We start from the raw sequence: 25,642 nt of genomic DNA, 5'->3' as shown, positions 1-25,642 counted from the left end.
GTGGCGCCGGGTTGGCCAGCGGGTGTTTTTTGCAATGATGGAAAGCCTGCGGCGCGGAAAGCTCCGACTGCTTGGCGCCGCAGGCTTTTAAAACTCGATAGTGCGTCCGATACCCATTGGCTGAACCCTTGGCGCAACGCGGACAGTAACGGGAGCGCGAGGGTCTAGACCCTCGCATCTAACCCCTTCTTCTAACTCGTATACTTATCGCACGTCATCCGCGTCGCTGCCGGGCTGGGGTTATAGATCTGCGAATAATCGCGCAGGTCGCGCACCACAAAGCTGGCGCTGTTATGCATCAGCTTGTTGGCCACGAACATCGTGCCGAAAAAAGGCTGGTAGGTGTAATTGACCTCGACGAACATCACCCCGGCGCCGGTGGGGGCGTTGACCTTGTATCCGGTGTCGCCCATGCCCGTGGCCATGGTCGTGCCCGCATTGGCCACGGTGGCGTCCGTTCCCGCAGTGGCCGATGTGGTGCCATAGGATGAGGCATAGCCGCTGCCGCTTTTCAGCCCGATGCAGCGTTGCCAGTGGATGCGCTGCACGGGCACGGTGTCATAGGATTGCTGGACCATTTCCAGGCTGGAGATGGTGACGCGCCCGTTGGTGGTCAGGCCCAGCCCGTTGCCCTGCAGCCGCGCGCCCGCCAGCACATCGTTCATGTCGGTTTCGCGGATCTGGGTTGCGGCCAGATTGCTGGCAAGACCCACCCGGCTGGCATTGTCGGCCAGATCGAGCGTGATCTGGCTGATCTGCATCTGGACGCGGGCCATGTTGGTATATTCGATTCCCGCCCCGCCCATGTAGAACACGACCGGCAGCGCCAGCGCGAATTCGATCAGCGAGGCGCCCGAACCATCGCGCAGCAGGCGGCGCATCATGGTAATCATGTGCATACCGTGGCCGCCGCCGTGGTGGTCTGCATCGCCCATGGCTGGTTTTTCAGGATCGTGCTGGCCGAAAGCGTGGCCGTTTTGCCCCAGCCCAGCCACAGGCCCAGCGGAAACAGGCGGGTGTAGGTGATCGAGGCGGTATAGAGCACCGTATCGCCCGCCCCGCCATTGCCCGATACGCCCGGATCGGCATCCCAGATGCCGTTGCCGTTCACATCGGTAAAACATTCGCCGGGATCGCGCATGCCGTTGCCGTTGCTGTCGACAAAGCTCTCGGGCGAGATATAGCCGTACGAAGCATAGGATTTGCGCATCGGATAGCCCGAGACAAAGGCCGCATTGCCGTTGATGTTCTTCACCGCCTGCAGCACGGCATTGTCGATGGTGGTGGTGTTGGCGCTTTCCACCGTGCTGTCGCGCCCGGCCTTTTGCACCGCGCCCGTCAGGATCGCCTGCATATAGGCCTGATAGGCCATTTCGCACAGGCCCATCCCCATCAGCAGCATCACCGGTAAAACCAGCGCGAATTCCACCAGCGCCGCGCCGCCGCGATCACGCCACAGCCGCTTCATTTCGAAATCCGCAGCTTGGCGATCTTGCTGGCGATGGTGGCGAATTGGGCGGACAGGCCCGATCCCGATGTGGTGGAGAGCGCCTGCGAGGGCGAGGTCGCGCATTGGGTCAGCTCGGTTGTGCTGCTCATGCCCAGCGCCACGGTCCACACGCTTATGTTCTTGGCCTTGGCTGCGGCGCAAGCGGCCAGGAAGCGCGCATTGTGATAATTTTTCAGATTGGCCAGATCGCCGCCCGACACGCGCTGGTCGTAATATTCCATGCCATAGGAGCCGTAGATATACTGGCTGGGCGCCAGATCGCCGTCGGTCAGGAATACGATGATCCGCTTGGGCGCATCGCGGCCGGTGGTCGCGGCGGTATCGGCGCCAAAGATGCCGTCGGGCGAAATCAGCCGCGTGCCCCAGATCATGCCCAGATCATGATAGGTGCCGCCCATCGCGCGAAAATCCGTGGCGTTGACGTAATTGGACACTTGCGTGCGGGTCATCGCGGCCAGACGCGAAACCGGCTTGCCGCAGCTGATATAGCCCGCCTTGTAATAGGCGGCCTGATCGAGATTGGGGCTGTTGCTGGTGTCGCCGCTGGATGTGGCGGTGGCGGTGCTGTTGTAATTGTTGCGCGCATAGGTGACGGCCGTCCACATCGGCTTCCATTGCGTGCGGATGTCGCTGCCCGGCTTCAGGTCGGGGTTCAGGTCATTGGGCAGGCTGGTGGTGGAAAAGCTGGTGACGCCCGGGGTGGTATAGGCTTCCTCGATACAGCCTTCCCACGTGTCGGTGGTGTTCACATATTTGGTCGGGTCCACCGTGGGCGCGCCGGTGACAAAGGTGGTCAGCAATTGCGGGCTCTGCTTGTATTGCCAATTGGGCAGGGTGCAGAAGCAGGAGAAGGAAAAGCCCGTGCCGGTCAGCACGCGGGTCTGATAATTCCAGCTCGTGTTCACGCTGCCCAGACCGCCCACGATATAGGCCGGGTTGATGTCCATGATCGCGCGGCCCGAATTGATCGTCGACGTATAGGTGACAAAGCCATAGCGCACCCGCGTGTTGACATCGATCGAGGCGGCCATCGTGTCATAGAAGGAAAGCACCGCGCTGCGCAGCGCGCTGATCCGCGAGCCGGATTTTTCCGGCACATAATAGGCGGTCGATCCGGGATAGCCCGCCGTGCTGGTATTGCCGCTACCGGTGCCGTCGGCGGGGCGGGAATAGGCTGTGGCGGTCACCGAGTTGACATAGTTGTTGCAGGTGGTGGTGTCATCCGAGGGCAGGCAGGCCATCGAGCCGGTGGTGTCCAGCACGAAGATCACATCGGTGTCGCTGATCTGATAGGTGGCTTGGCACACGGCATTGAGCGTGATCGAACTGTAGCCGAAAGCGCGCATCAGCGTCATGGGCATGGCCGCGCTGGCGGTGGCGCTGACCTGCGCGTCGGCGGTCTTGGCGGGGGTAAAGCTGAGTGAGGTGATGCCGTACCAGCCGGTGCGGATATTGTTGGCGAAAAAGGCGTTGGCCGCCGCCGTTGCGGTCGAATCCAGCGTGGTGTTGCCGGTGCTGGTGTCGGTCATCGCCTTGCGCCCGGCCAGAACCCCGGCATCGCAGGCCTGTTGCAGGCGGGCATTGACCATATACATCCGCGCCCCATCCACCGCGCAGCCGACAAAGGCCATCAGCAGCGACAGGATCAGCGCCAGCATCGGCAGGGCGTTGCCCCGCCGGTTGGCGATCAGGCGCGACAGGAAGGGGCGGGGATGGTGTGACACCGCGCCATTATGCCGTTCAAACATTTGCCTTTGGCCAAGCGCCCATCCGGGCGATTACGGATTATGGCCGGAAAACAGCCCGTTCAGCTCGGCTGCGGGCACCGGGCGCGAGACCAGGAAGCCCTGAAACGTGTTGCATCCGCAGGCGGCCAGACGGTCGCGCTGATGCTCGGTTTCCACGCCCTCGGCCACGACATCCAGTTTGAGCGCGCGGCCCAGCTTGACGATGGCATCGACCAGCCCTTCGGCCTCGTCATTGGCCTCAAGGTTATGGACAAAGCTGCGGTCGATCTTGATCTTGTCGACCGAAAAGCGCTTGAGCGAATTGAGGCTGGAATAGCCGGTGCCGAAATCATCGAGTGCGATGGAAAAGCCTTCCTGTTTCAGCATGGTGATATTGTCGCGCGTGATGCCGTCATCGCCCAGCAAGGCGGTTTCGGTGATCTCGATTTCATAGCGTTCGGGATTGACCCGGAATTCGGCCACCAGCCGCGTCAACGTCGCCATGAACATGGGCGAGCGCAATTGCAGCGCCGAGACATTGATCGCCACACGGATGTCGCCCCATCCGGCGGTTTCCTCAAACACGCGGCGGAACACGAATTCGCCCAGATCGAGGATCAGCCCGCTTTCCTCGCAAAGGGGCACAAAGATCGAGGGGGCGATGCTGCCGCGTTCGGGATGGTTCCAGCGCACCAGCGCCTCTATCGCGTCGATCGCCCCGCGCCCGTCCATCTGGGGCTGATAGACCATGGTCAGACTGCCATCGGCCAGCGCCTTGCGCAGATCGCTTTCCAGACTGCGCCGCATGCGCAGCGCGGCATCCATGTCGGGTTCGAAAAAGGTGACGCGGTTGCGCCCGTTTTCCTTGGAACCATAAAGCGCCAGATCGGCCTGACGCAGCGCCTCGGCCGGTTCCATTTCCGGGTTGGACACCAGCGTGACGCCGATGGAAACCCCCACCTCGACCACGCCCGCCTCCAGCACAAAGGGCGTTTCGAACAGTTTGAGCACGCGCTGGGCCAGATGCGAGGCGCCCGAACCATCGGCCTCGGGCTGCAGGATCACGAATTCATCGCCGCCCAGCCGCGCCACCGTATCGGAATCGCGGCACAATTCGCTCAGCCGCCGCGCGACCTGCTGGATCAATTCGTCGCCCGCATGATGGCCCAGCGTGTCATTGACCTCCTTGAACCGGTCGAGATCGAGGCAATGGACCGCCATTTCCCCGGCATAGCGGCGCGACATGGCCAGAAGCTGTCCCAGCCGGTCAAACATCATCGCCCGGTTGGGCAATCCGGTCAGCGTGTCGTGAAAGGCCAGATGACGCGCGCGCGCCTCGCTGGCGATCAGGTCGCTGGCAATCGTGTTGCTGCGCCGCATGAAAAGCCAGACCAGCATCAGGAAGGCCGCCGCAATAGCCAGCAGCATCTGAGGAATCTCGGTTTCCGATGCCTTGAATGGATTGATCGCGGGCCATGCCAGCGAGGCCACCAATTGGCCGTCGGGGCTGGTCAGGGGCATGATGTGATAGCCGCTGATCGGCGGTTTGCCCTTGGGCAGCAGGAGATGGACCTGTCCATGCTGGCCGCCGAATTGCGAAACCAGCCCCTGATCCACCGCCACGCGCAGCACATAGGGCGCAGGCGCGCCGGCCGGCGTCCGCGCGGTCATGGGCAGCGAAAGGATGGCCGTGCCATGGACGAGGCGCAGCGCCACCGCCTTGTCCGCCGGTTCGGCCGGTTCCAGCCGGACCTGTGCGGACCCGATCTGCGTGCGCATCGGGGCCAGAACGGCCTGTTCGATCCAGCGCCGGTCGTCCGCCGCCAGACGGGCGGGCGCCTCGTCCTGACGGATCAGCGTCTGGCCGCTGGCCTGCCATTGCTGCACATTGTGCTGCCAGCTGCGGTTGATAATGCCGAATTCATAGTCATTGGCGCCCTTGCCCATCCGTATCAGGGTAAAGGTCGTTGCGCCCACCAGCATGAGAATCGCCGCGACCACCAATCCGTTGATCGGACGCAGCAGCCCCTTGCGCTGGGCTTCCTGCGGCGAATTCCTGCTGTCCATTGTTATTATCCACCCATGCGAGCCGCCAGTGCCAATTGACCAATCCGGCCGATCTGTCGGGCATCCATCCTGGGCGCATGATAGGCGACACGCTCTTGCCGAAGCTTTTGGGCGACAACAGGTCATTAGCCCTAGTTTTGGCTAACGGACTATTCACCATGGGAGGGCGGCCGGACGGGCAAAAGACCGGCTCCGGCCCCTCATTCTCTTGCGCTTGCGGAGACGGGCCTAGCGGTTTTTCCCCAGAAAACTGCAGCAGGCTCTGGTTTATGTCGCTTTGCCGGGAATAACGGAGGCTTGACGCGCCGCAAAGGCGCATAAATCCGCAGCTTTTGCCTGCACCAAGCCGCCCGGCGGCGATAAGTGTGTGGAAAATGGAGAACTACGTGCTTGTGACTGCGCGAATCATGGCGTTTATCGCCGCATCAACATGTGTGGAACTGGTGTGATGAGCTTGCCTCTGATTGCCCCTTCGATCCTTTCCGCCGATTTTTCCCGGCTGGGCGAGGAAGTGCGCGCGATTGACGCGGCCGGTGCCGACTGGATCCATGTCGATGTGATGGACGGTCATTTCGTGCCCAACATCACCATCGGGCCGATGGTGGTCAAGGCGCTGCGCCCCCACACGAAGAAGATCTTCGACGTCCATCTGATGATCCAGCCGGTCGATCCCTATATTCAGGCCTTTGCCGATGCGGGCGCCGACATCATCACGTTTCACCCCGAGGCCGGGCCGCATAGCCACCGCACGGTGCAGGCGATCCATGCCGCAGGCTGCAAGGCGGGCGTCTCGCTCAACCCGGCCACGCCTGCCAAGATGCTCGACTATCTGATCGATGACATCGATCTGGTGCTGGTGATGAGCGTCAACCCCGGCTTTGGCGGACAGAAGTTCATTTCCAGCCAGCTTCGCAAGATCGAGGCGATCCGCAAGATGATCGACAAGACCGGGCGCGAGATCCATCTGGAGGTGGATGGCGGCATTGACACCACCACCGCGCCGCTGGCCATTTCGGCCGGGGCCAATGCTCTGGTGGCGGGCACGGCCACCTTCCGGGGGGGGCCGGATCACTATGCCGCGAATATCGCGGCGCTCAAAGGACTGGGCTGAACCATGAACCTGGATATGTCTGCACAGGGCAAGCCCCGCAAGGCGGGGAAGGGCAAGGGGCAGGCTATCCCATTACCGACGCTGGAAGAAGGCGAAAGCGTCGAAACCAACGAAGCGTCAGCGCAGGTGGTCGAACCGGGCCGCGCGCTGGCGCTGGCCGATTTCACGCCGCCCTCGCTGGGGGCGGGTGAAAGGCTGATCCGGCTGGCCTATCGCATCGGCGTTCCGGGGCAGGTGCTGACCGCTCCTTTCCGCAAGCCCGCGCGGCCCAAATTGCTGGCCACGGTGACGAATCCGCTGGCGGGCGACAAGACGGCGGGGGCGGCGCTGCGCTCCGGGCATTTTCTCGTCCATGGGCTGAAACAGCCGATTGCCCAGCTCGATCTGGCCGGGGCGGGGCGGTTGGCGCCGCCGCTCGAACGGCTGGTGCATGGGTTTCACTGGCTGGCCGATCTGGAGGCGGCGGGGCCGCGCGAACAGGTCTCGCCGGTGGCCGAACGGATTTTGGCCGCATGGCTGATGGCCAATCCCAAGCCGCCCTCGCGCCCCGGCAAGGGGCCCGCGTGGACGGTGGCCTATACGGGCGCGCGGCTGCTCGGCTGGCTGGTCCATGCGCCGCTGCTGCTCTCGGGCGGCGACAAGACGCTGCGGGTGCAGACGTTGGGGGCGATGGCCGATCATGCGCGCTGGCTGGACCGCCATGTGGCCAAGGGCGAGGATACGCTGGCGCAGGTGGCGGGCTGGTGCGCGATTGTCGCGGCCGGGCTGCTGCTGCCCGATGGCCGCCCGCGCAGGCTCTATGGTGAGGCGGGGCTGATCGCGTCGCTGGGCGAATTGCTGGGCGATGATGGCGGCTGCATGGCGCGCAGCCCGCTGGGCCAGATGGAGGCGATTGCGCTCCTGGTGCAATTGATCGCCTGCTATCGCGCGACGCGGCGCGAACCGCCCGCTGCGCTCGAATCGATCCTCTCGCTGATGGTGCCGCCCTTGCTGGCGCTGACCCATGGCGATGGCGCCTTGGGCAGTTGGCAGGGCGGATGGGCGGTGTCGGCCTCTGACGTTTCCTCGCTGATCGCGGCCACGGGCGTGCGGACAAGACCCCTGCGCGAGGTCCGCCAATGGGGCTATCAGCGCGTGGTGGCGGGCAAGAGCGTGATGCAGTTCGACGCTGCGCCCCCGCCGCTGACGCGCCACGCGCGCAACGGCTGCGCCTCGACGCTGGCCTTTGAGCTGAGCCATGCCGGACAGCGCGTGATCGTCAATTGCGGCGGCGGCGCGGCGGCGGGCGGCCTGATGCCGGTGCGGCTGGATCAGGGGCTGCGCGCCACGGCGGCCCATTCGACGCTGGTGCTCGACGATGCCAATTCGACGGCTGTGCTGATCAACGGCGGGCTTGGCTCGGGCGTGGCCGAGGTCGAGGTGGACCGCCGCAGTATCGAGGGCGAGCGCAACGGCACATCCGGGCGCACATGGGGCGCCACCCGCCTTGAGGCCAGCCACGATGGCTATGCCGGGCGCTATGGCCTGACCCATCGCCGCATCCTGATCCTGCGCGACGACGGCACCGAATTGCGCGGCGAGGATCTGCTCGTCCCCACCGGACGCAAGGGCAAGCGCGGCATGGTCTCCTATGCGCTGCGCTTCCACCTCGGCCCCGGCGTCGAGGTCGGCCTGTCCGAGGACAAACAAGGCGTGGGCATGGCGCTGCCTGATGGCTCCTACTGGCAATTCCGCAGCGGCGGGGGCGAAATCGCCATCGAGGAATCGATCTGGGCCGATGGGCAGGGGCGTCCGGTGCCGGTGCAGCAATTGGTGATTCAGGGGATGGTTTCGCGGGGGGGCGGGAGCTTTTCTTGGATTTTGAAGAAGATGGGGTGATTATTGCCTCCGGCGGGCAAAGGGACTCGGTCCCTTTGCAATCCCGTTAATGGGGTTGCGTGAGGTTTGCCGGGGTGGGGTGATCCGCGAAGCGGCGTAATTTAATGCCTGCGGCGCGGAGAGGTAGCGTTATTCCAAAATTCCAACGCTGCGTCCGACACTTGCCGCCGAACCCATGGCGCAACGAAGACAGTAACGGGAGCGCGAGGGTCTGGACCCTCGCATTCAATCCTTCCTTCCTGATCAAAAAATCCCCCCTTCACCCTTCCCAAAACCGCCAAAATCCTTAAGGGCCGCGCCAAACACGCAGCTTCACAGGACACACCACCCATGACTGACACTGTCACCATTCGCCGGGCTTTGCTCTCTGTTTCGGACAAGACGGGCCTTGTTGATCTGGGCAAGGCGCTGGCCGGCAAGGGTGTCGAGCTGGTTTCGACCGGCGGCACGGCCAAGGCGCTGCGCGACGCCGGGCTGGATGTGAAGGACATTTCGGAACTGACCGGCTTTCCCGAAATGATGGACGGCCGTGTCAAGACGCTGCACCCCAAGGTTCACGGCGGCCTGCTGGCCGTGCGCGACAATGCCGAGCATGTGGCCAGCATGAACGAGCATGCGATCGGCGCGATTGATCTGGTGGTGGTCAACCTCTATCCCTTCGTTCAGACGGTGGCCAAGGGCGGCACGCGCGAAGAGATCATCGAAAACATCGACATCGGCGGCCCGTCGATGGTGCGCAGCGCGGCCAAGAACCACGATTTCGTCGCCATCGTCACCGATCCGGCCGATTATGCCATCGTCGCCAATGGCGAAACGACGCTGGCCCAGCGCCGCAAGTTTGCCGCCAAGGCCTATGCGCTGACCGCCGCCTATGATGGCGCGATCAGCCAGTGGTTCGCCACTGTCGATCAGGGCGAGACTTTCCCCGAAACCATCGCCATCACCGGCGCGCGCGTGTCGGAACTGCGTTACGGCGAAAACCCGCATCAGGCAGCGGCCCTTTACATCCCGCATGGCGCGAAGGAAAAGGGTCTGGCCCAGGCCGTGCAGGTGCAGGGCAAGGAGCTGAGCTACAACAATTACAACGATGCCGATGCCGCGCTCGAACTGTTGGCCGAATTCAAGGATGCCGAGCCGACCGTCGTGATCGTCAAGCACGCCAACCCCTGCGGCGTCGCCACGGCGGCAACGCTGGTCGAGGCCTATGAGGCGGCGTTCAAGTGCGACAGCGTTTCGGCCTTTGGCGGCATCATTGCCGTCAACCGCCCGCTCGACGGCCCGACCGCCGAAGCGATCAGCGGCATCTTCACCGAAGTGGTCGTGGCGCCCGACGCCAATGACGATGCCAAGGCGGTGTTTGCCAAGAAGAAGAACCTGCGCCTGCTGCTGATCGGCGAAATCCCCGATGCCAAGCGCGGCGGTCTGATTGCCAAGCCGATTGCGGGCGGTCTGCTGGTTCAGAACCGCGACAATGGCGCCATCAGCCTTGATGACCTCAAGGTCGTGACCCAGCGCCAGCCCAGCGAGCAGGAATTGAAGGACGCGCTCTTCGCCTGGACCGTGGCCAAGCATGTGAAGTCGAACGCCATCGTCTATGCCAAGGAAGGCGTGACCGCCGGGATCGGCGCAGGCCAGATGAACCGCCGCGATTCGAGCCGCATCGCCGCCGCCAAGGCCGCCGAAGCCGCCGAAACCCATGGCTTTGCCGAAACGCGCACCAAGGGCAGCGCGGTGGCCTCGGATGCGTTCTTCCCCTTTGCCGACGGCCTGCTGGCCGCGGTGGAAGCGGGCGCGACCATGGTGATCCAGCCGGGCGGTTCGATGCGCGATGATGAAGTCATCAAGGCGGCCGATGAAGCGGGTCTTGCCATGGTCTTCACCGGCATGCGCCACTTCCGCCATTGATCGGCGCATTAAACGCTTGATCTGATGCAATGCTGCAACGCCCCACCGCGTTGCAGCATTTCGTCGTATACGGCCCCCGTTTTATCGCGGCGTTGCGCAAGGTTCAGGCGGGATGGTCTAGACATTCCGGGAATCATCCCCATCTGGCTGCCCGACAGTCAATTTCCCGGACTCTTCTGATGCGCCTCTTGAACCGCGATTTGTTTCGCTCTTTCGCTATTGGCTTTGCGCTGGGGGGCGCTCTGATTGTTGCAGTGATGTCCACCGGGCCCGGCGGCCTGACCGGCCTTGTGGGGCAGGCGATCGCCGCTCCGGCCAGCCAATAGCCATGGCGCGGGGCTTTCTCTTTGCCCTGCCTTTCGCGATGGCGCTGCTGGTGTCGGTGGCCGCGTGCCAGAACGCTGATGCGGCCAACACCCACACGACGGTCGCCCCCGCGGCGTCTGCCCCGGCGCAGGAAGCGCCGGGCCTGAAACAGGCGGTGTTCGCCGGTGGCTGCTTCTGGGGCGTCGAGGCGGTGTTCAGCCATGTGAAGGGCGTGACCAGCGCGGTCTCGGGCTATCACGGCGGGGCGGCCAATACCGCGCATTATGACGATGTGGGCCAGGGCAACACCGGCCATGCCGAGGCGGTGCGCGTCACCTATGACCCGGCGCAGGTGCGCTATGACGAACTGCTGCGCATATTCTTCTCGGTCATCATCGACCCCACGCAGGCCAATGGCCAGGGGCCCGACATCGGCCCGCAATATCGCAGCGCGCTGATCCCCGTCAGTCCCGAACAGGACAAGGTTGCCCACGCCTATCTGGCCCAGATCGCCGCATCTGGCCTGTGGCATGGCCGCATCGCCACCAAAATCGAACCTCTGCGCCAATTCTATCCGGCCGAAAAATACCATCAGGATTTCGCGGCCCTCAACCCCACCCACCCCTATATCGCCTATTGGGACGTGCCCAAGGTGGCCGCGCTCAAACAGATGTTCCCGGGCGATTATAAGGCTGATTTCACCCGCAACTGATTTGGGCTATAGGTGCGCCATGAGCGCTACGCATGATCACGTCCAAGAACACGCCCACGAGCATCCCCGCCACCGCGAATACAGCGGAGAGGGCCTTGTCATCGCCGCCCGCAACGCGCTGGAAACCGCCGGCGAGCAATGGACCGAAATGCGCGGCGATGTGTTCGACGCCCTTGCCGGACACGCCAAGCCCGCCAGCGCCTATGACATTGCCGAGGCCGTTTCCAAGGCCCGCGACAAGCGTGTGGCAGCCAACAGCGTCTATCGCATCCTCGACCTCTTTGTGCGGACGAATCTGGCCCGGCGAGTCGAAAGCGCCAACGCCTATATCGCCAACCCCCACCCCGGTTGCCGCCACGACTGCATCTTCCTCATCTGCGATGGATGCGGAAAGGCGGTGCATATCGACGATGACCGCCTGACCGGGGCGCTGATTCAGGCTGCGCGTGAGGCCGGGTTTGCCGATGTGCGGCCGGTGGTGGAATTGCGCGGGATGTGTGGGGAGTGTTCTTCGGGCGCGGAGTGAAGGGTTTTAAGGTGCCTCCGGCGGGCAAAGGGACTCGGTCCCTTTGCAATCCCATTAATGGGGTGGGGCAGGATGGGCAGTGATGCGTTTGGGGTATGGTTTATATAGCCTGCGGCGCGGCTAGGTTGCGCTGATTGGCGCCGCAGGCTTTAAAAATCCCAACGCTGCGTTCGATACCTGATGCCGAACTCTTAGCGCCACGCCGACAGTAACGGGATTGCAAAGGGCCCCCGCCCTTTGCCCGCCGGAGGCATAAACCTCACAAAACCCACCGCCATACCCCCGCCAACACATGATTGGCGTGGACATGCCCGAACGTGGCCCCCAGCCAGACCAACACACCGATCCCCCAGAGCAGCGGCGAGATCCGCCCCAACCCGGCCAAACGCGGCCAATAGGATGTCTGCGCGCTCCAGCTTTCCCATGCGACGCCCAGCAGCACCGCCTTTTTCCTATCCTGAAGCCGCGCGCCGATCAGCGCCAGCGCGGCCATGGCCACCATCAGCACGAGGACGCGCGGGGTGGGCGCGACCAGAATATGCGCCAGCGCCCAGAGCGCGATGCCCCACATCATCGGGTGGCGGGTGACGGCGAACACGCCTGTGGCGCGGGCAGCGGCGATTTTCTCGCCCGGCACTTGAGGCATGGCGGGATTGCCATGCAAGGACCCCAGCAGCAGCGTGATGCCGACCAGCGAGAGCAGGCTGGCGATGATCCACATGGCCTCGCCCGTGCCGTCCCAGAGCGGGGCGCCGCCCGGCCCAACGCTGCGAAACGCGGCAATCGTCCAGCCCAGCGTGGCAAAAGAGACCACCGAATAGAGCCCCATAAAGCCCTTTTCCCCCAGCCGCGCGAGCAGCCCCGCGCGCCATGGGTGCGACATCAGCAGATGCGATCCGACAAAGGCCATCGCCCCGGTCAGCAGCCATGAAAACGCCTGATCCATCTCAGCTTACTCCAGCTCAACTCACCCCATGCATCAACTTTCGGATCGCCCCCGACAGCGCAAGCAACACCAGCCCCACGCCGATGGTCACGATCCCGATCTGGGTAAACACGCCGACATAGGTATCGAGGCTGAGCTTCAGATTGGTGACCTGTCCGCCCACGGTTTCCACCGTCGCCATTTGCGCCAGCAGGCCCGCGCCATATTGCCCCATGGCCAGCGAGAGATACCACGCCCCCATCATCAGCCCGACCACGCGCGCGATGGACAGTTTGGTGATCATCGACATGCCGACCGGCGAAATGCACAATTCGGCCACCGAATGAATGAGATACAGCCCCGCCAGCCAGCCCAGCCCGACCCGGTAATCGGCCCCGGCAAAATGCGTGCCCAGCACAAGGAACAGAAAGCCCGCGCCAACCCCGATCAGCCCCATGCTGAACTTGATGGGAATCGAAGGCTCGCACCCGCGCCGGGCCAGCACCGACCACAAGGCCCCCATGATCGGGGCCAGCGTGATGATGCCGATGGCGTTGAACTGCTGGGTGCCGGGCGCCGACATTTCGAACCATCCGAACACCGAGCGGTCGACATTGCGGTCGGCAAACAGGGTGAGGCTGGAACCAGCCTGTTCAAACAGGCTCCAGAACACGGTGTTGAACACCATCAGGATGATCGCGGCCAGCATCATCTCAAACTCGGCCCGGCTGCCCGCGCGCCAGGACCAGATCAGGATCGCGGGCAGGCTGAGGCCGAAGGTGGCGCAGAGCAATTTGCCCATCACCGGCAGGCCCATCAGATAGCCGATGAAGCCTGCGCCCGCCGTCGGGGCGGGAGCGTGCATCAGATTGGTGAAGAGGAAATAGCAGGCCGGAATCGCCAGAATCGCCGCCGGATAAATCCAGAGCGCCGGATCACGCCCGGTGGTTGCGGGCGGCTCGCCCAATCCGCCAAGGCTGCGCTGGCTGTAATGCATCATCGCCCATGCGATCAGCATCACCGCCCCGGCCGAGGCCAGACCCGCCCCCCAGCCGAAATGGTCGGCCAGAATCGGGCAGGCCATTTGCCCCAGCCATGAGCCAAGGTTGATGCCCATATAGAAGATGCTGAAACCGGCATCGCGCCGTTGATCGCCATCGGCATAGAGCAGGCCGACGATGGTGGCGATATTGGGTTTGAAGAAACCATTGCCCACTGCCACCGCTGAAAGCGCCATCAGCGTGATGGCCAGACGCAGCTCATCCCGGTCTGCGCCTTCCTTCAGCACGCCGGGGGCCAGATGGCGCGCCACTGAACCATCGGGCGCGATCAGGTCGATGCTGCCGTCCTCCTGCCCTTTGATGAGCAGGTGGCGGCCATGGTCGATCACGGCGCGCGTCTCATTTGCCGCGCTGGTCGGCCCGTCGCGGTAATGTTCGACCACGATTTCGTGGCGCGCCCCGTCATATTCCGCCCATGGCCGCGCCGGAGAACCACCCAGCGCCAGCGCGAAATAGCCCGCCGCCATAATCAGCGCGCCGAATTTGACCGCCCGTTTCGACCCCAGATACTGATCCGCCAGCAGCCCCCCGATCAGCGGCGTCAGGTAGACCAGCGCGGTATAGCCGCCATAGATCCCGGCCGAGACCCGGTCACCCAGCAGGAAATGTTTGGTAAGGTAGAGCATGAGCAGGGCGCGCATGCCGTAATAGCCAAAGCGCTCCCACATCTCGATGGCGAACAGGCGGGCCAGCGGGCGCGGATGGCCCATCCATGTGGGGCCGGTGGCGGGGGTTCGGGCCGCGTCGGAAGGTGTTGTCATGGGGGCGCAAATTAACATCGAAGTAAGCAAAGGAAAGCGCCAAGTTGCCTGCTGTCTGCGATGGTGGCGCTTGTGTGAGGCGCTGTATTATGGCAGTGATGCGCCATGACAGCCAGCACCCGCCCGGTCTATCTCAAGCTGCGCGACATGATCGCCGCGGCCATCATCGACGGCACCTATCCGGAAGGTTCCATGCTCCCGTCGGTGCGCGCACTGGCCGCCGAACAGGGCGCCAATCCGCTGACCGTGGCCAAGGCCTATCAGCAATTTCAGCTTGATGGATTGGTCGAGGTTCAGCGCGGCGTGGGCATGATGGTGGCCCCCGGCGCGCGGGCCTGGCTGCTTGATGCTGAAAAGACACGGTTTTTGCAGAAGGAATGGCCCGAGGTGCTGGCGCGGATCGCCCGGCTTGGGCTGCGCGTTAACGACCTGCTGGACAATACCGTCCCCTCCGCCTGAACCGCCGCGCCGGAACCATCGCTGGTTAAAGGCGCTCCACCGTATTGCACCTAGGGGCGCTATTGTACAAAGTCTTGAACTTCTGTACATAAAAGCTTCCGAGCCGGGCAAAAAGACTCGAGCCGGAGAGAGGTTGTTTGATCGGTCGGGCCATTGGAATGGGACCGCGGCCCAGAGGGGGTATATTCATGATCAGATCTGAATTGTTGCAGGCACTGGCCAAGGCTAACCCCGAATTGCGCACCGACGATGTGGAAAAGATCGTCGATGTGTTTTTCGATGAAATCGCCCAGCGTCTGGCCGAAGGCGGCCGGGTGGAACTGCGCGGGTTTGGCGCCTTTTCGACGCGCGAACGCGATCCGCGAAAGGGGCGCAATCCGCGCACCGGCGAAGCGGTGGACGTGCCGGGCAAGAAAGTGCCCTTCTTCAAGCCGGGCAAGGAAATGCGCGCCCGGCTCAATGTCTGAACGGGCATAATCGCCAAGTGATGTAAAAGGCGCAGGCTGTCCACGGGGGGGCAGGCCTGCGCTTTTTATTGGCGCGGCGCGGGCCGGCATCGGGCCCCCTTGCCGTTTGCCCGCCGATCTGCCAGAGCCGTGGTCCTGCCTTGCGGACGTGGCGGAATGGTAGACGCCAGGGACTTAAAATCCCTTGAGCTTTGCTCGTGCGGGTTCGAGTCCCGCCGTCCGTACCAGTGCAGATGCGCATATGGGGTCGGGGTGATGCGGTGAACGAGCAGGCAGGCGATCCGGCAGCGGGTGTCCCAGTAGCGGATGGGCCAACAGGCGGCAGGGGCGTGGATGTTTCGATCATCATGCCCTGTCTCAACGAGATTCAGAGCCTGCCGCATTGCATCGCCAATGCCAAGGAGGCCGCCCACCGGATCGAGGTGGCCTATGGGCTGAAATCCGAAATCGTCATCGCCGACAATGGCAGCACCGACGGGTCGCAGGCCTATGCCACGGCGCAGGGCGCGCGCGTGGTGGCGGTGCCCCGGCGCGGCTATGGCGCGGCGCTGATCGGCGGATGCGAAGGGGGCTATGGGCGTTTCCTGCTGATGGGCGACGCGGATGGCTCGTATGATTTCAACGATGGCGTGGCGATGATCGGGCAATTGCTCGAAGGCGCGGACCTGTGCATGGGGTCGCGCTTTGCAGGCGGCATCGCCAAGGGCGCGATGCCGTGGAAAAACCGCTATATCGGCAATCCGGTGCTGACGGGCATTTTGAACCTGTTTTACCGCAGTGGGATCGATGACGCCCATTGCGGCATCCGGGCCATTACGAAACGGGCGTTTGAAGAATGCGCGCTCTCCTCGACCGGCATGGAATTTGCCAGCGAGATGGTGATCAAGGCATCCCTGCGCGGACTGCATATCGAACAGGTGCCGGCCAAGCTGCAGCCCGATCTGCGCGACCGGGCGCCGCATTTGCGCCCATGGCGCGATGGGTGGCGGCATTTGCGCTACTTGCTGATGCTTTCGCCTACATGGGTGTTTGGCGTGCCCGCGATGATCGCGATGCTGGCGGCGGTGGCGATTCTGGGCGTGGCGATGGGCTTTGACATGGGCTGGCTGGCGGGCAATCCGGTGGTGGGGGCGGGCTGGACGATTCTGGCCGGTTTCCTGCTGACGGTGGGCCATTTTGCCGCGATCATGGCCATGGCCACGCATTTTTATGGTGTGCGCACCGGCTATCGCGATCTCAACGGATGGTTTGATCGGTTCAGCCCGATCCTGACGCTTGAACATGCGCTGGTGCTTGGGCTGGGGCTGATGGTGTTTTCGGGCGCGGCGCTGGCGGTGATCGGCATCAACTGGCGGGCGGGGGGCTATCTGCCGCTGCCCTCGGTGCTGCCGCTGGTGGTGGCGGCGGCGGCGGGCGCCATCGGGGTGCAGACCGCGCTGGGCGGGTTTTTGCTGGCGATCATCGCGGGCCATGATGCGGCCTTTGTGCCGGGTGAGGAAGATCTGTGATGCATGATGCGCGCCGCGTTTCGCCCTCGATGTGGCATACCGACTGGCTGCAGTTGGGGCCGCTGGCCAAGCTGATCCGGGCGCAGGCCGAGCGTTTGCCCAAGGGGGCCAGCATCGTCGATCTGGGCTGCGGGGATATGCCCTATGCCTCGCTGCTGCGCGGGCTGGGGCTGGATTATCGCCCGGCCGATATTGACGCGGACGCCGAGGCCAAGGGCAAATTGCCGATCGGGCCGGACGGGCGCGTGCCTTTGCCCGATCACAGCGTGGATGCGATCCTTTCCGCGCAAGTGTTCGAGCATGTGCCCGATCTGGACGCCTATTGCGCGGAAATCCGCCGTTTGCTGAAACCGGGCGGCACGCTGATCCTCTCCACCCATGGCAGCTGGTTTTATCACCCCCACCCGGAGGACCACCGCCGCTGGACCCGCACGGGACTTGTGCTGGATCTGGAAACGCGCGGGATCGTGACCGAGGAAATGCACTCGATCTGCGGCCCTCTGGCCACCACGACGATGATCCGCCTGACCGCCTTTGCCTTTGTGCTCAAGAAAGTGCCGGTGGTCGGGCCGATCATCGCGGGCGCGCTGGCGGTGGTGATGAATGCGCGCGCGGTGGTCGAGGATGCGATCACCCCAGCCCAGATGCGCGATGACAATGCCTGCGTCTATCTCGTGCGGGCGCATGTCGCGGTATGAGTTTGCGTACCGGGCTGGCCTATGGCTTTGTCGCCGCCACCTGCCTTGCCCTGCATAATGGCGTGATGATCGCCACCGACTGGGCGATGCGCGGCGCGGGGCCGCTGGCCATCTCCAGCGTCGGTTTTGCCCTGTCCTTCATTGTCGTCTCGCTGGTGGGCTATGCGCTCCACTCGCACCTGACCTTTCGCGAGCCGATGAGCCTTGGGCGCTATGGCCGCTATGCTTTGGCCATGAGCACCAATACGCCGCTCGCCCTTGGCGTCACATGGGTGTTGCGCGGGCCGGTGGGGCTGGCCATGGTCTATGCCGCGCCTTTGGCCTCCTGTCTGATGGTGGGGATGAATTTCCTGCTCTCGCGCTGGGCGATTGTCCGGAAATAGGTTTTGCCTCCGGCGGGCAAAGGGCGGGGGCCCTTTGCAATCCCATTTTGGGGTGGTGCCGGGTTGGCCAGCAAGGGGTTTAGCCCATCGTTGATAAAGCCTGCGGCGCAAATCAGCGCAACCTCGCCGCGCCGCAGGCCTTACAAACCTCGGCTAAACACGGCCCTGCCGACGAAGCGCAACCCCATAACGGGATTGCAAAGGGACGAGTCCCTTTGCCCGCCGGAGGCCCTTCTTTCCTCCTGCAAAACCGGCTACCCCCACCCCATGCACATCCTCATGGTCAGCCATTTTTTCGAAAGCCACCTTGGCGGGATTGAGCGCGTGGCGGGGCATTTGTCGCGTCAGATGATCGCGCAGGGGGCGGAGCTGACATGGGCGGCCAGCGCGCAGGATGCGGCGCCGGTGGATATTCCTTCTCTCGCGCTGTCCTGCATCAATCCCACGGAGAGGCTGACGGGACTGCCCATGCCGATTCCGGGGCCGGGGGGGATGGCGGCGCTGTGGCGCGCGGTGGGGCGCTCCGATGCGGTGGTGGTGCATGATGCGTTGTATGTGACCTCGATACTGGCGCTGGTGATGGCCCGGATGCGCGGGCGGCGGGTGGTGCTGATCCAGCATATTGCGGGCATTCCCTTTGCCTCGGCGGTGATGCGGGGGGTGATGGGGCTGGCCAACGCCATCGTGACGAGGCCGATGCTGCGGGCGGCTGACCGGCTGGTGTTTATTTCGGATACGGTGCGGCGCGATTTAATCGGTGAACCGGCGCGGCTCGATTATGCCTTGTTGTTCAATGGCGTGGATGGCGAAGTTTTTACGCGCATCGGCCCGGCGGCGCAGGGACTGCCCGCGGGCCAAAGGCGGGTGCTGTTCGTGGGCCGCTTTGTTGAAAAGAAGGGCCTGTCGATCCTGCGCGCGGTGGCGGCGATGCGACCGGATATCAGCTTTCTGCTGGCGGGCGCGGGGCCGATCCGGCCTGCGTCATGGGGGCTGGCCAATGTCCATGATCTGGGGCCACAGAGCCCTGCGCAACTGGCCGCGCTTTATCGCAGCTCCGATTGCCTGCTGCTGCCCAGCGTGGGCGAGGGCTATCCCTTGGTCATTCAGGAGGCGATGGCCTGCGGATTGCCGGTGATCTGCGGCGCGCCGACGCATCTGGCCGATCCGGAGGCGGGGCAATTCCTGCGCGGCGTGCCCGTCGATCTGGGCGATCCTGACGGCAGCGCGGCGCGTGTGGCCGCAATGCTGGACGCGCCGGGCCTTACCCTGCCCGAACGCGCGCAAATGGCGACATGGGCGGCGGGCCGCTATTCCTGGGCCGGGATGGCGCGGGCGATCATGGGGCTTATGGCAGGCTGACCACCTTGCACCCGGCATTGATAAATTCCTGCGTATGCCAAGCGCGGCGACGCTCGGTGGTGCGGCCGGGCATCATGTTGAGTGCGCGCCCGATGCCGAAATAGAAGCTGCGCGCGGGCAGGGCCACCGTCTCGCCATGGGCGCAAAGGCGCGGGGCCATCTCTTCCAGATCGTCATAGCCATATTCGATCAGCCGCAGCGGACGGTTCGACAGATCCGGCCGATTGATGCCCAGATCGAGCGCGAGCGGCGCGTCATAATTGCCGATGATGATGTAATCGGCATGAACCGTATCGATCTTCGCGCTGGCATCGGCAAAGGCGCCATAGAGGCGGTGGGCAAACCACCCCTGCATCGGGATCAGCACCACCAGCGTCAGCCCCGACAGCGCCACCATTCCCCCGCGCAGCCGGTCGCGCCAAGCCGTCCCCAGACTTTGCCAGCCCAGCGCGCCCAGCAGCGCCACATTGCCCAGCATCGGGTGCAGATAGCGATAGCCAAAGCCATGGCCCTGATAGGGCAGGATCAGCCCCATCACCACGACCACGATCACCGCCCCGCCCAGCAGCGCCAGTACCCGCCCGTCGCGCCGCCCGGCCCATGCGCCGATCGCCGCCAGCACCCAGAGCGCGGGATGCGTCCATGCCACCATGCGCAGCAGATTGGCCGCCATCAGCGTGCCATTGTCGCTGTTCTGCGCCAGCGTTTCCATTAGGCGCGAGACATAATCGCTGCCCGCCTCGACCAGCACCGAATCCGGCCCGCGCACCGCATCGAGCGTCAGATGCGGCCACCATAGCCAGAACAGGCCCGCCGCCAGATAACCCCCGACAAACAGCGCAAGCCGCCCCCAGCGCTTCTCCCACAGCAGGAACGCCAGCCATGGCGCCACGAACATGGGATGAAACAGCGGCTGGTGCAGCCCCGTGGCGACAAAGCCCACCGCCAGCGCCGCCAGATCACAGCGCCGCGTATCGCGCAGGAACAGCCACAGCCAGACCAGATTGAAGGCCAGATGGGCGGGCATGGCAAAGCGGCTCATGGCCGAAAACAGCACCTGACCCGAAAGCAGGAACAGCGCCATCATCACCGCCAGCGCGTCCTGATCCGGCCCCAGCAACCGCCGCCCCACGCGCCAGAGCGCCAGCACCGAAACCGCCATCAGCAGCGGTGTCTTGAGCGGGCCGAGCAGCGCCTCCAGCATCGCATTGCCGGGCAGATAGGTCGAAACCCATGCCGCAGGCCGCGCCAGCGGCATCATGAACAAGGTGTTGAGCGCGGGAAGGTCGCCGCGCCATTCCACCGGCACCGGCCATGCCAGACGCCCGGTGCGATAGATCGCCGCATCGAAACTGACCATCTGCTCGTCGCGGCTCAGGTCATAGCCCGCCAGCACCAGATAATGGCCCGCCAGCGCCACCAGCGCAGCCAGAGCCGCCAGCCCCCAGACCGTATGCGCCCCGATCCGCCATGCGGGCGCCAACGGCCAGCGCCGCAGCGCCACCGCCGCCCCGGCCCATGCCCAGAGCATCGCGAGCAGCAGCCATTGATCCTGCAACTTGCGATAGAATACGGTGATTTCAGGATGGGCGGGCGGCGCGGCCAGCCACAGGCCCGCCACCACCAGCATCCACCCCATCATCAACGCCGGCAGCCATCGGCCCCCCGGCGCGGCATCCTTGCCCATTCGACCCGCCTTGTATTACCCAACCCCGTCCATCCTGCCCCAGCGCGCGGCAAATGGCCAGTGGTCGCTTGCAGCCGGGCAAATAGGCATATTTGCGTGGATCAAAGAGGCTGCTTAACGATTTGTTGTCCATTTTCCTTCACCCCGAAGGGGACGGAAATTGGGGAATCAGATGGCTTTTGGCAGCCCCGAGGCGGGCAAGACAGCGGGCGGATCGGTCGGCGCGGCGGGCAGGGCCGCGATGGTCGATGTGGCGATCATCGGCGCAGGTCCGGCGGGGCTGACGGCGGCCTATCTGCTGACCAAGGCGGGCATGAGCGTGGCGGTCATCGAAAAGGATGAGCGCTATGTCGGCGGCATCTCGCGCACGGTCGAGCATGAGGGCTATCGCTTTGACATCGGCGGCCACCGGTTCTTTTCCAAATCGCAGGCGGTGGTTGATCTGTGGAACGAGATCCTGCCCCATGATTTCATCCAGCGCCCGCGCATGAGCCGGATCTATTACGAGGGCAAATTCTACTCCTATCCGCTGCGCGCCTTTGAGGCTTTGCGCAATCTGGGCATCTGGCGCAGCGCGGCCTGCATGGCCAGTTTCGCGCGGGCAAAGGCGTTTCCGCGCCGCGATGTGCGCTCTTTCGAGGACTGGACCGTCAACCAGTTCGGGCAGAAGCTGTTCTCAATCTTCTTCAAGACCTATACCGAAAAGGTGTGGGGTATGCCCTGTGATGAAATGAGCGCGGATTGGGCGGCGCAGCGGATCAAGGGGCTTTCGCTGTGGGGCGCGGTGGTTGATGGGCTGAAGCGCTCGCTGGGGCTCAACAAACGCCCCAATGACGGGATGCAGACCAAGACGCTGCTCGAGAGCTTCCGTTATCCCCGCCTTGGGCCGGGTATGATGTGGGAGGCCGCGCGCGACCATGTGATCGCCAGCGGGCGCGGACAGGTGTTGATGGGCCATGCCCTCAAGCAGCTCTCGCAAGGACCGGACGGGCAATGGCGCGTTTCGGCCGGCCACAGCCATGGCGAGACGGTGATCCATGCCGCCCATGTCATTTCCAGCGCCCCGATGCGCGAACTGGCCGGGCGTATCCATCCCCTGCCGGTGTCCTCGCCCGAGGCGATGGAGCTGAAATATCGCGATTTCCTGACCGTGGCGCTCAAGATCCGGTCGCAGGATCTGTTTCCCGACAATTGGATCTATATCCACGATTCCAAGGTTCAGGTCGGCCGCATCCAGAATTTCCGCAGCTGGTCGCCTGAAATGGTGCCCGAGGCGGGTGTGGCCTGTGTGGGTCTGGAATATTTCTGTTTCGAGGGCGATGGCCTGTGGTCGCAAAGCGATGAGGATCTGATCGCCCTTGCCACGCGAGAGATGGAGATTCTGGGCCTTGTGCGCGCAGAGCAAGTGATCGGCGGCGCGGTGGTGCGTCAGGAAAAGGCCTATCCGGTCTATGACGAGACCTATGCCGAACATGTCGCGGCGATGCGGGCCGATCTTGAGGCGCGCTTCCCCACGCTGCATATGGTGGGGCGTAATGGGATGCACCGATACAACAACCAGGATCACGCGATGATGACCGCGATGCTGACGGTGGAAAACATCAAGGCCGGGGCGCGCATCTATGACATCTGGCGCGTGAACGAGGATGCCGAATATCACGAGGCGGGCGATGAGGGCGCGCATCGCGAAGCCGTCCGGCCCGCCGCGAACCCCACGCCCGATCAGGCCGCAGCGCTGGCTTCGACGCGGGATGTGCCGCAACGGCTGGTCGAAAACAAGCGATCCGGCGACAAGCGACGCGCGGCCTGATGCGTTCCCTCTTGCCTGTCCTCTTGGGGGCGCGGGCGCTGCGCTATCTGGGCGTCAGCGTCGCGGCGCTGGGGGCGGACATGGGGGCTTTTGTGCTGCTTTTGCGCTTGGGCGCGGCGGCGGCGCCGGCTTCGGCGCTGGCCTATGGGCTGGGGGTGGGGCTGCATTGGTGGCTCTGTGCGCGGGTGGTGTTTGACGCGGCCGACGGCGCGGCGCGCTGGATGCAAAAGCTGCTTTTTGCAGGCTCGGCGCTGGTCGGACTGGGCCTGACGGTGGCCATCGTGGGGCTGGGCGCAAGGGCCGGGTTTGATCCGCGCCTCGCCAAAATCGCGGCGGTGGGCGTCAGTTTCATCGCCACATGGCTGCTGCGTTCGCTTGTGGTCTTCAAACCCCGACTGGCGGCGGCATGAGGGGCGATATCCGCGATTTCCTGAAACGGGTGGCGCTGGCCTATGGGCTGGTGGCTTTGCTGCTGCTGCTGACCAATGCGGGGGGAATCGCGGCGGGGCGTTTCCCCGATCCCGACGATGCGCTGCGGCTGGTCGAATTGCGCGACTGGCTGGGCGGACAAGGCTGGTTTGACGTGACCCAGCACCGGATCGACCCGGCCCATGGCGGGGTGGCGATGCATTGGTCGCGGATCGTCGATGTCCCGCTGGCGATGGTGGTGCTGGCTTTGCGGCCGCTGTTGGGGGGCGATGGCGCGGAAATGGCCGCCATGCTGATCGTGCCGATGCTGACGCTGGCGGTCGTGCTGGTGCTGGTGGCGCGGGTGGCGTGGGAAAGGCTGGGGGCCGAGGCCGCGACGCTCTCCTGCCTGACGCTGGCCATGTCGGTGCCGGTGGTGACGCAGATCCGGCCCATGCGGATCGACCATCACGGCTGGCAAGTGGCCGCCGCGATGCTGGCGCTGCAAGGGCTGATGACGCGCCATGCGCGGATCGGTGGGTGGATTTCGGGGGCGGCGCTGGCCATCGGCCTGTCGATCAGCCTTGAAGGCTTGCCGTTGACGGTGGTGTTTGGAGCTTTGGGGGCGTGGCGATGGCTGAGGCCGATGGGGAACATCGGCTCAGCCCGCGCGGCGCTTGAGCGTCTTCAAGGTGCTGATGCGTCAGCATCGTCGCACCTTGCAAAAAACGCCGGGGAAACGAAATATTGGCTGGCGCATTTCGCCGCCGCGCTGGCGGTTGTGTCGCTGGCCTGTTTTGCGGCCACGCGCTGGGGCGATTGGGCGCAGCATTGCGATGCGATTGCGCCGGTGCATCTGGCCATGTTCGTCTGGGCCGCGGTGGTTTTGCGCCTGTGGCGCGGCCCGGCGCTGGTGGGCTTTGCCATCACGGGTGTGGGGGCTCTGGCGCTCTATTTCGGCCTTGCCCCGCAATGCCGGGCGGGCAGTTTCAACATGCTCGACCCGCTGGTCCAGCGCCTGTGGTATCAGCAGGTGGCCGAAGGGCTGCCGGTATGGCGTCAGGATTGGGCGACAGCGTTGCAGACCGTGGTGCCTCCGCTTTTCGCGCTTTACGCCTGCGCCGGGCTGATCCGGCGCAGCGCGGGCGAGGAGCGCGTGTGGTGGCGGGAATATATGCTGATCCTTGGCGGGGCGCTGGGGGTGGCGGTGCTGGTGACGCGGGCCGGGGCGGTGGCGGGGGCCTTTTCGGCGGTGCCGCTGGCCTGGCTGGTGGGAGAATGGCTGGTGGCGGCGCGGCAAGGGCGGCCGGTGGCGGTGCTGGGGATTGTCGCGGCCATGGTGCCATCCGCGCCGATCACGGTTTGGGGCATGGTGCCGCATAAGGCGTCCAGCCCGACAACCACGACGGCGCAGCGGGTTTCGACCTGCGAAGCGCGGCGCCATGCCGCTGTGCTCAACACAATGCCGCGGGGGACCATTCTGGCCCCGCTCGATATCGGGCCCGATCTCCTGCTGGGCAGCCGCGACAGCGTGCTGGCCACCGGCCATCATCGCGGCGCGCGCGGGATGCATGATGCCATCGCCGCTTTTGTCGCCCCGCCCGATCAGGCGCGCGCGATCATCCGGGCCAACCATATCGCCTATGTCGCGCTCTGCCCCGATCTGGGCGAGCCGCAGATTTATGCGCGCGAGGCCCCGCATGGGTTGGCGGCACAATTGCTGGCCGGGCGGGCGCCGTCATGGCTGGCGCCTGTGGCCGCCGATGGTCTGCAAATCTGGCGTGTGCGTTATGCCGGGGTAAACTTCATCGCCGCGCCGTTCATGCAATAGCGCAGCCCCGTGGGACGCGGGCCATCGTCGAACACATGGCCCAGATGGCCCCCGCATTGCGCGCAATGCACCTCGGTGCGAGCATAGCCCAATTCGTGATCGGTACTGGTGCCCACCGCGCCGTCGAGCGGGCGCCAGAAGCTGGGCCAGCCTGTGCCCGAATCGAATTTGGTGAAGGAGGCGAAGAGCGGGTGATTGTCCGCCGCGCAGACGAAGGTGCCCTTGCGATGCTCTTTGAGCAGGGGTGAGGTAAAGGGATATTCGGTCTGTTTGCCGCGCAGCACATTATATTGCTGAGGCGTCAGCCGTTTGCGCCACTCGGCATCGGGCAGAGTCAGCGGGAAAGCGGCCCATGCCCGCGCCGGGATCAGGGCGGCGGCGGCAAGGCCGATCATCAGTTGGCGGCGGGTGGGGCGCATATCACTTCTCCCTTTGCCCTCTATACGTGGCGCAAAGGGAAAAAGTTTCAAGTTGCCCTGTTGGGTGGAAAATCGCCTCCGCGATTTTCCTGCGGCCCCGGCCCTCTCCTCCGGCCCTGCCACC

At 64.4% G+C, this 25,642-nt stretch carries 22 protein-coding genes and 1 tRNA gene; 15 read left to right on the top strand and 8 right to left on the bottom strand.

Features of this window, described 5'->3' with window-relative positions:
* Positions 1–191: 191 nt before the first annotated feature.
* Genes BGP00_RS18630 through BGP00_RS18615 form a run of 4 tightly spaced genes read right to left on the bottom strand, consistent with a single transcriptional unit; the run spans position 192 to position 5,304 of the window.
* A complete protein-coding gene (locus BGP00_RS18630) occupies positions 192–893 on the bottom strand; it encodes a hypothetical protein (RefSeq protein WP_292688047.1) in 702 nt (233 codons plus the stop codon).
* Positions 890–1,468 (bottom strand): TadE family protein, encoded by a 579-nt coding sequence (locus BGP00_RS18625; protein WP_292688045.1) that lies wholly within the window; start codon positions 1,466–1,468, stop codon positions 890–892. The genes BGP00_RS18630 and BGP00_RS18625 overlap by 4 nt, the downstream gene beginning before the upstream one ends.
* Entirely contained in the window at positions 1,465–3,234 is a 1,770-nt protein-coding gene (locus tag BGP00_RS18620) for a TadE/TadG family type IV pilus assembly protein (protein ID WP_292688043.1), read from the bottom strand. The genes BGP00_RS18625 and BGP00_RS18620 overlap by 4 nt, the downstream gene beginning before the upstream one ends.
* Before the next feature lie 54 nt (positions 3,235–3,288).
* The gene (locus tag BGP00_RS18615; RefSeq protein WP_292688041.1) at positions 3,289–5,304 is read right to left on the bottom strand and encodes an EAL domain-containing protein; all 2,016 of its coding nucleotides are present in this window, start codon (positions 5,302–5,304) and stop codon (positions 3,289–3,291) included.
* Positions 5,305–5,752: 448 nt separating this feature from the next.
* Here BGP00_RS18615 and rpe point away from each other — a divergent pair, with 448 nt between their 5' ends.
* From rpe to BGP00_RS18590, 5 genes are all read left to right on the top strand, one after another.
* Positions 5,753–6,415 (top strand): ribulose-phosphate 3-epimerase, encoded by a 663-nt coding sequence (gene rpe / locus BGP00_RS18610; protein WP_292688039.1) that lies wholly within the window; start codon positions 5,753–5,755, stop codon positions 6,413–6,415.
* 3 nt (positions 6,416–6,418) lie between these two features.
* A complete protein-coding gene (locus BGP00_RS18605) occupies positions 6,419–8,293 on the top strand; it encodes a heparinase II/III family protein (RefSeq protein WP_292688037.1) in 1,875 nt (624 codons plus the stop codon).
* Positions 8,294–8,623: 330 nt separating this feature from the next.
* On the top strand, positions 8,624–10,198 hold the full coding sequence (purH, locus tag BGP00_RS18600; protein WP_292688035.1) for a bifunctional phosphoribosylaminoimidazolecarboxamide formyltransferase/IMP cyclohydrolase: 1,575 nt from the start codon (positions 8,624–8,626) through the stop codon (positions 10,196–10,198).
* 328 nt (positions 10,199–10,526) lie between these two features.
* Positions 10,527–11,216, top strand: a complete 690-nt coding sequence (gene msrA / locus BGP00_RS18595; protein WP_292688033.1) for a peptide-methionine (S)-S-oxide reductase MsrA — start codon at positions 10,527–10,529, stop codon at positions 11,214–11,216.
* 19 nt (positions 11,217–11,235) lie between these two features.
* Complete coding sequence (locus BGP00_RS18590; RefSeq protein ID WP_292688031.1) at positions 11,236–11,742, top strand: transcriptional repressor; 507 nt, start codon at positions 11,236–11,238, stop codon at positions 11,740–11,742.
* A 259-nt stretch (positions 11,743–12,001) separates the two neighbouring features.
* On the opposite strand, the gene BGP00_RS18585 is transcribed toward BGP00_RS18590, so the two are convergent.
* Complete coding sequence (locus BGP00_RS18585) at positions 12,002–12,688, bottom strand: NnrU family protein (protein WP_292688029.1); 687 nt, start codon at positions 12,686–12,688, stop codon at positions 12,002–12,004.
* A 16-nt stretch (positions 12,689–12,704) separates the two neighbouring features.
* Positions 12,705–14,489, bottom strand: a complete 1,785-nt coding sequence (locus BGP00_RS18580) for a peptide MFS transporter (RefSeq protein ID WP_292688027.1) — start codon at positions 14,487–14,489, stop codon at positions 12,705–12,707.
* Between the two features lie 105 nt (positions 14,490–14,594).
* Here BGP00_RS18580 and BGP00_RS18575 point away from each other — a divergent pair, with 105 nt between their 5' ends.
* The 7 genes from BGP00_RS18575 (at position 14,595) to BGP00_RS18545 (ending at position 19,363) form a co-directional block, all read left to right on the top strand.
* Positions 14,595–14,948 (top strand): GntR family transcriptional regulator, encoded by a 354-nt coding sequence (locus BGP00_RS18575; protein ID WP_292688025.1) that lies wholly within the window; start codon positions 14,595–14,597, stop codon positions 14,946–14,948.
* A gap of 188 nt (positions 14,949–15,136) precedes the next feature.
* A complete protein-coding gene (locus BGP00_RS18570; protein ID WP_168603153.1) occupies positions 15,137–15,415 on the top strand; it encodes an integration host factor subunit beta in 279 nt (92 codons plus the stop codon).
* 142 nt (positions 15,416–15,557) lie between these two features.
* Positions 15,558–15,642, top strand: a tRNA-Leu gene (locus BGP00_RS18565).
* Positions 15,643–15,744: 102 nt separating this feature from the next.
* Entirely contained in the window at positions 15,745–16,923 is a 1,179-nt protein-coding gene (locus BGP00_RS18560; RefSeq protein ID WP_292688021.1) for a glycosyltransferase family 2 protein, read from the top strand.
* Positions 16,923–17,621 (top strand): class I SAM-dependent methyltransferase, encoded by a 699-nt coding sequence (locus BGP00_RS18555; RefSeq protein ID WP_292688019.1) that lies wholly within the window; start codon positions 16,923–16,925, stop codon positions 17,619–17,621. Before BGP00_RS18560 ends, BGP00_RS18555 begins: the two co-directional genes overlap by 1 nt.
* Complete coding sequence (locus BGP00_RS18550; protein WP_292688017.1) at positions 17,618–18,004, top strand: GtrA family protein; 387 nt, start codon at positions 17,618–17,620, stop codon at positions 18,002–18,004. The genes BGP00_RS18555 and BGP00_RS18550 overlap by 4 nt, the downstream gene beginning before the upstream one ends.
* A 279-nt stretch (positions 18,005–18,283) precedes the next feature.
* A complete protein-coding gene (locus BGP00_RS18545; RefSeq protein WP_292688015.1) occupies positions 18,284–19,363 on the top strand; it encodes a glycosyltransferase family 4 protein in 1,080 nt (359 codons plus the stop codon).
* Here the strand turns inward: BGP00_RS18545 and BGP00_RS18540 are convergent.
* On the bottom strand, positions 19,350–21,050 hold the full coding sequence (locus tag BGP00_RS18540) for a hypothetical protein (protein ID WP_292688013.1): 1,701 nt from the start codon (positions 21,048–21,050) through the stop codon (positions 19,350–19,352). The genes BGP00_RS18545 and BGP00_RS18540 overlap by 14 nt on opposite strands.
* 241 nt (positions 21,051–21,291) lie before the next feature.
* Between BGP00_RS18540 and BGP00_RS18535 the strand changes: the two genes are divergently transcribed.
* Genes BGP00_RS18535 through BGP00_RS18525 form a run of 3 tightly spaced genes read left to right on the top strand, consistent with a single transcriptional unit; the run spans position 21,292 to position 25,099 of the window.
* The gene (locus BGP00_RS18535) at positions 21,292–22,860 is read left to right on the top strand and encodes an NAD(P)/FAD-dependent oxidoreductase (protein WP_292689179.1); all 1,569 of its coding nucleotides are present in this window, start codon (positions 21,292–21,294) and stop codon (positions 22,858–22,860) included.
* Positions 22,860–23,270 carry a GtrA family protein gene (locus tag BGP00_RS18530; RefSeq protein ID WP_292688011.1) on the top strand — a complete coding sequence of 137 codons (411 nt, stop codon included), beginning with the start codon at positions 22,860–22,862 and terminating at the stop codon, positions 23,268–23,270. Before BGP00_RS18535 ends, BGP00_RS18530 begins: the two co-directional genes overlap by 1 nt.
* Positions 23,267–25,099, top strand: a complete 1,833-nt coding sequence (locus BGP00_RS18525) for a hypothetical protein (RefSeq protein ID WP_292688009.1) — start codon at positions 23,267–23,269, stop codon at positions 25,097–25,099. Before BGP00_RS18530 ends, BGP00_RS18525 begins: the two co-directional genes overlap by 4 nt.
* Here BGP00_RS18525 and msrB read toward each other — a convergent pair.
* Positions 25,057–25,494, bottom strand: coding sequence for a peptide-methionine (R)-S-oxide reductase MsrB (gene msrB, locus BGP00_RS18520; RefSeq protein WP_246870099.1), 438 nt, complete (start codon positions 25,492–25,494; stop codon positions 25,057–25,059). The two genes, BGP00_RS18525 and msrB, sit on opposite strands and share 43 nt — an antisense overlap.
* Positions 25,495–25,642 lie beyond the last annotated feature (148 nt).

Origin of the sequence: Novosphingobium sp. 63-713, assembly GCF_001898925.1 — a bacterium.
In the GTDB taxonomy this organism is placed as follows: Bacteria; Pseudomonadota; Alphaproteobacteria; order Sphingomonadales; family Sphingomonadaceae; genus Novosphingobium.
Note: the sequence above shows the minus strand (reverse complement) of the source record. Positions and strands in the feature narration are given on the sequence as shown.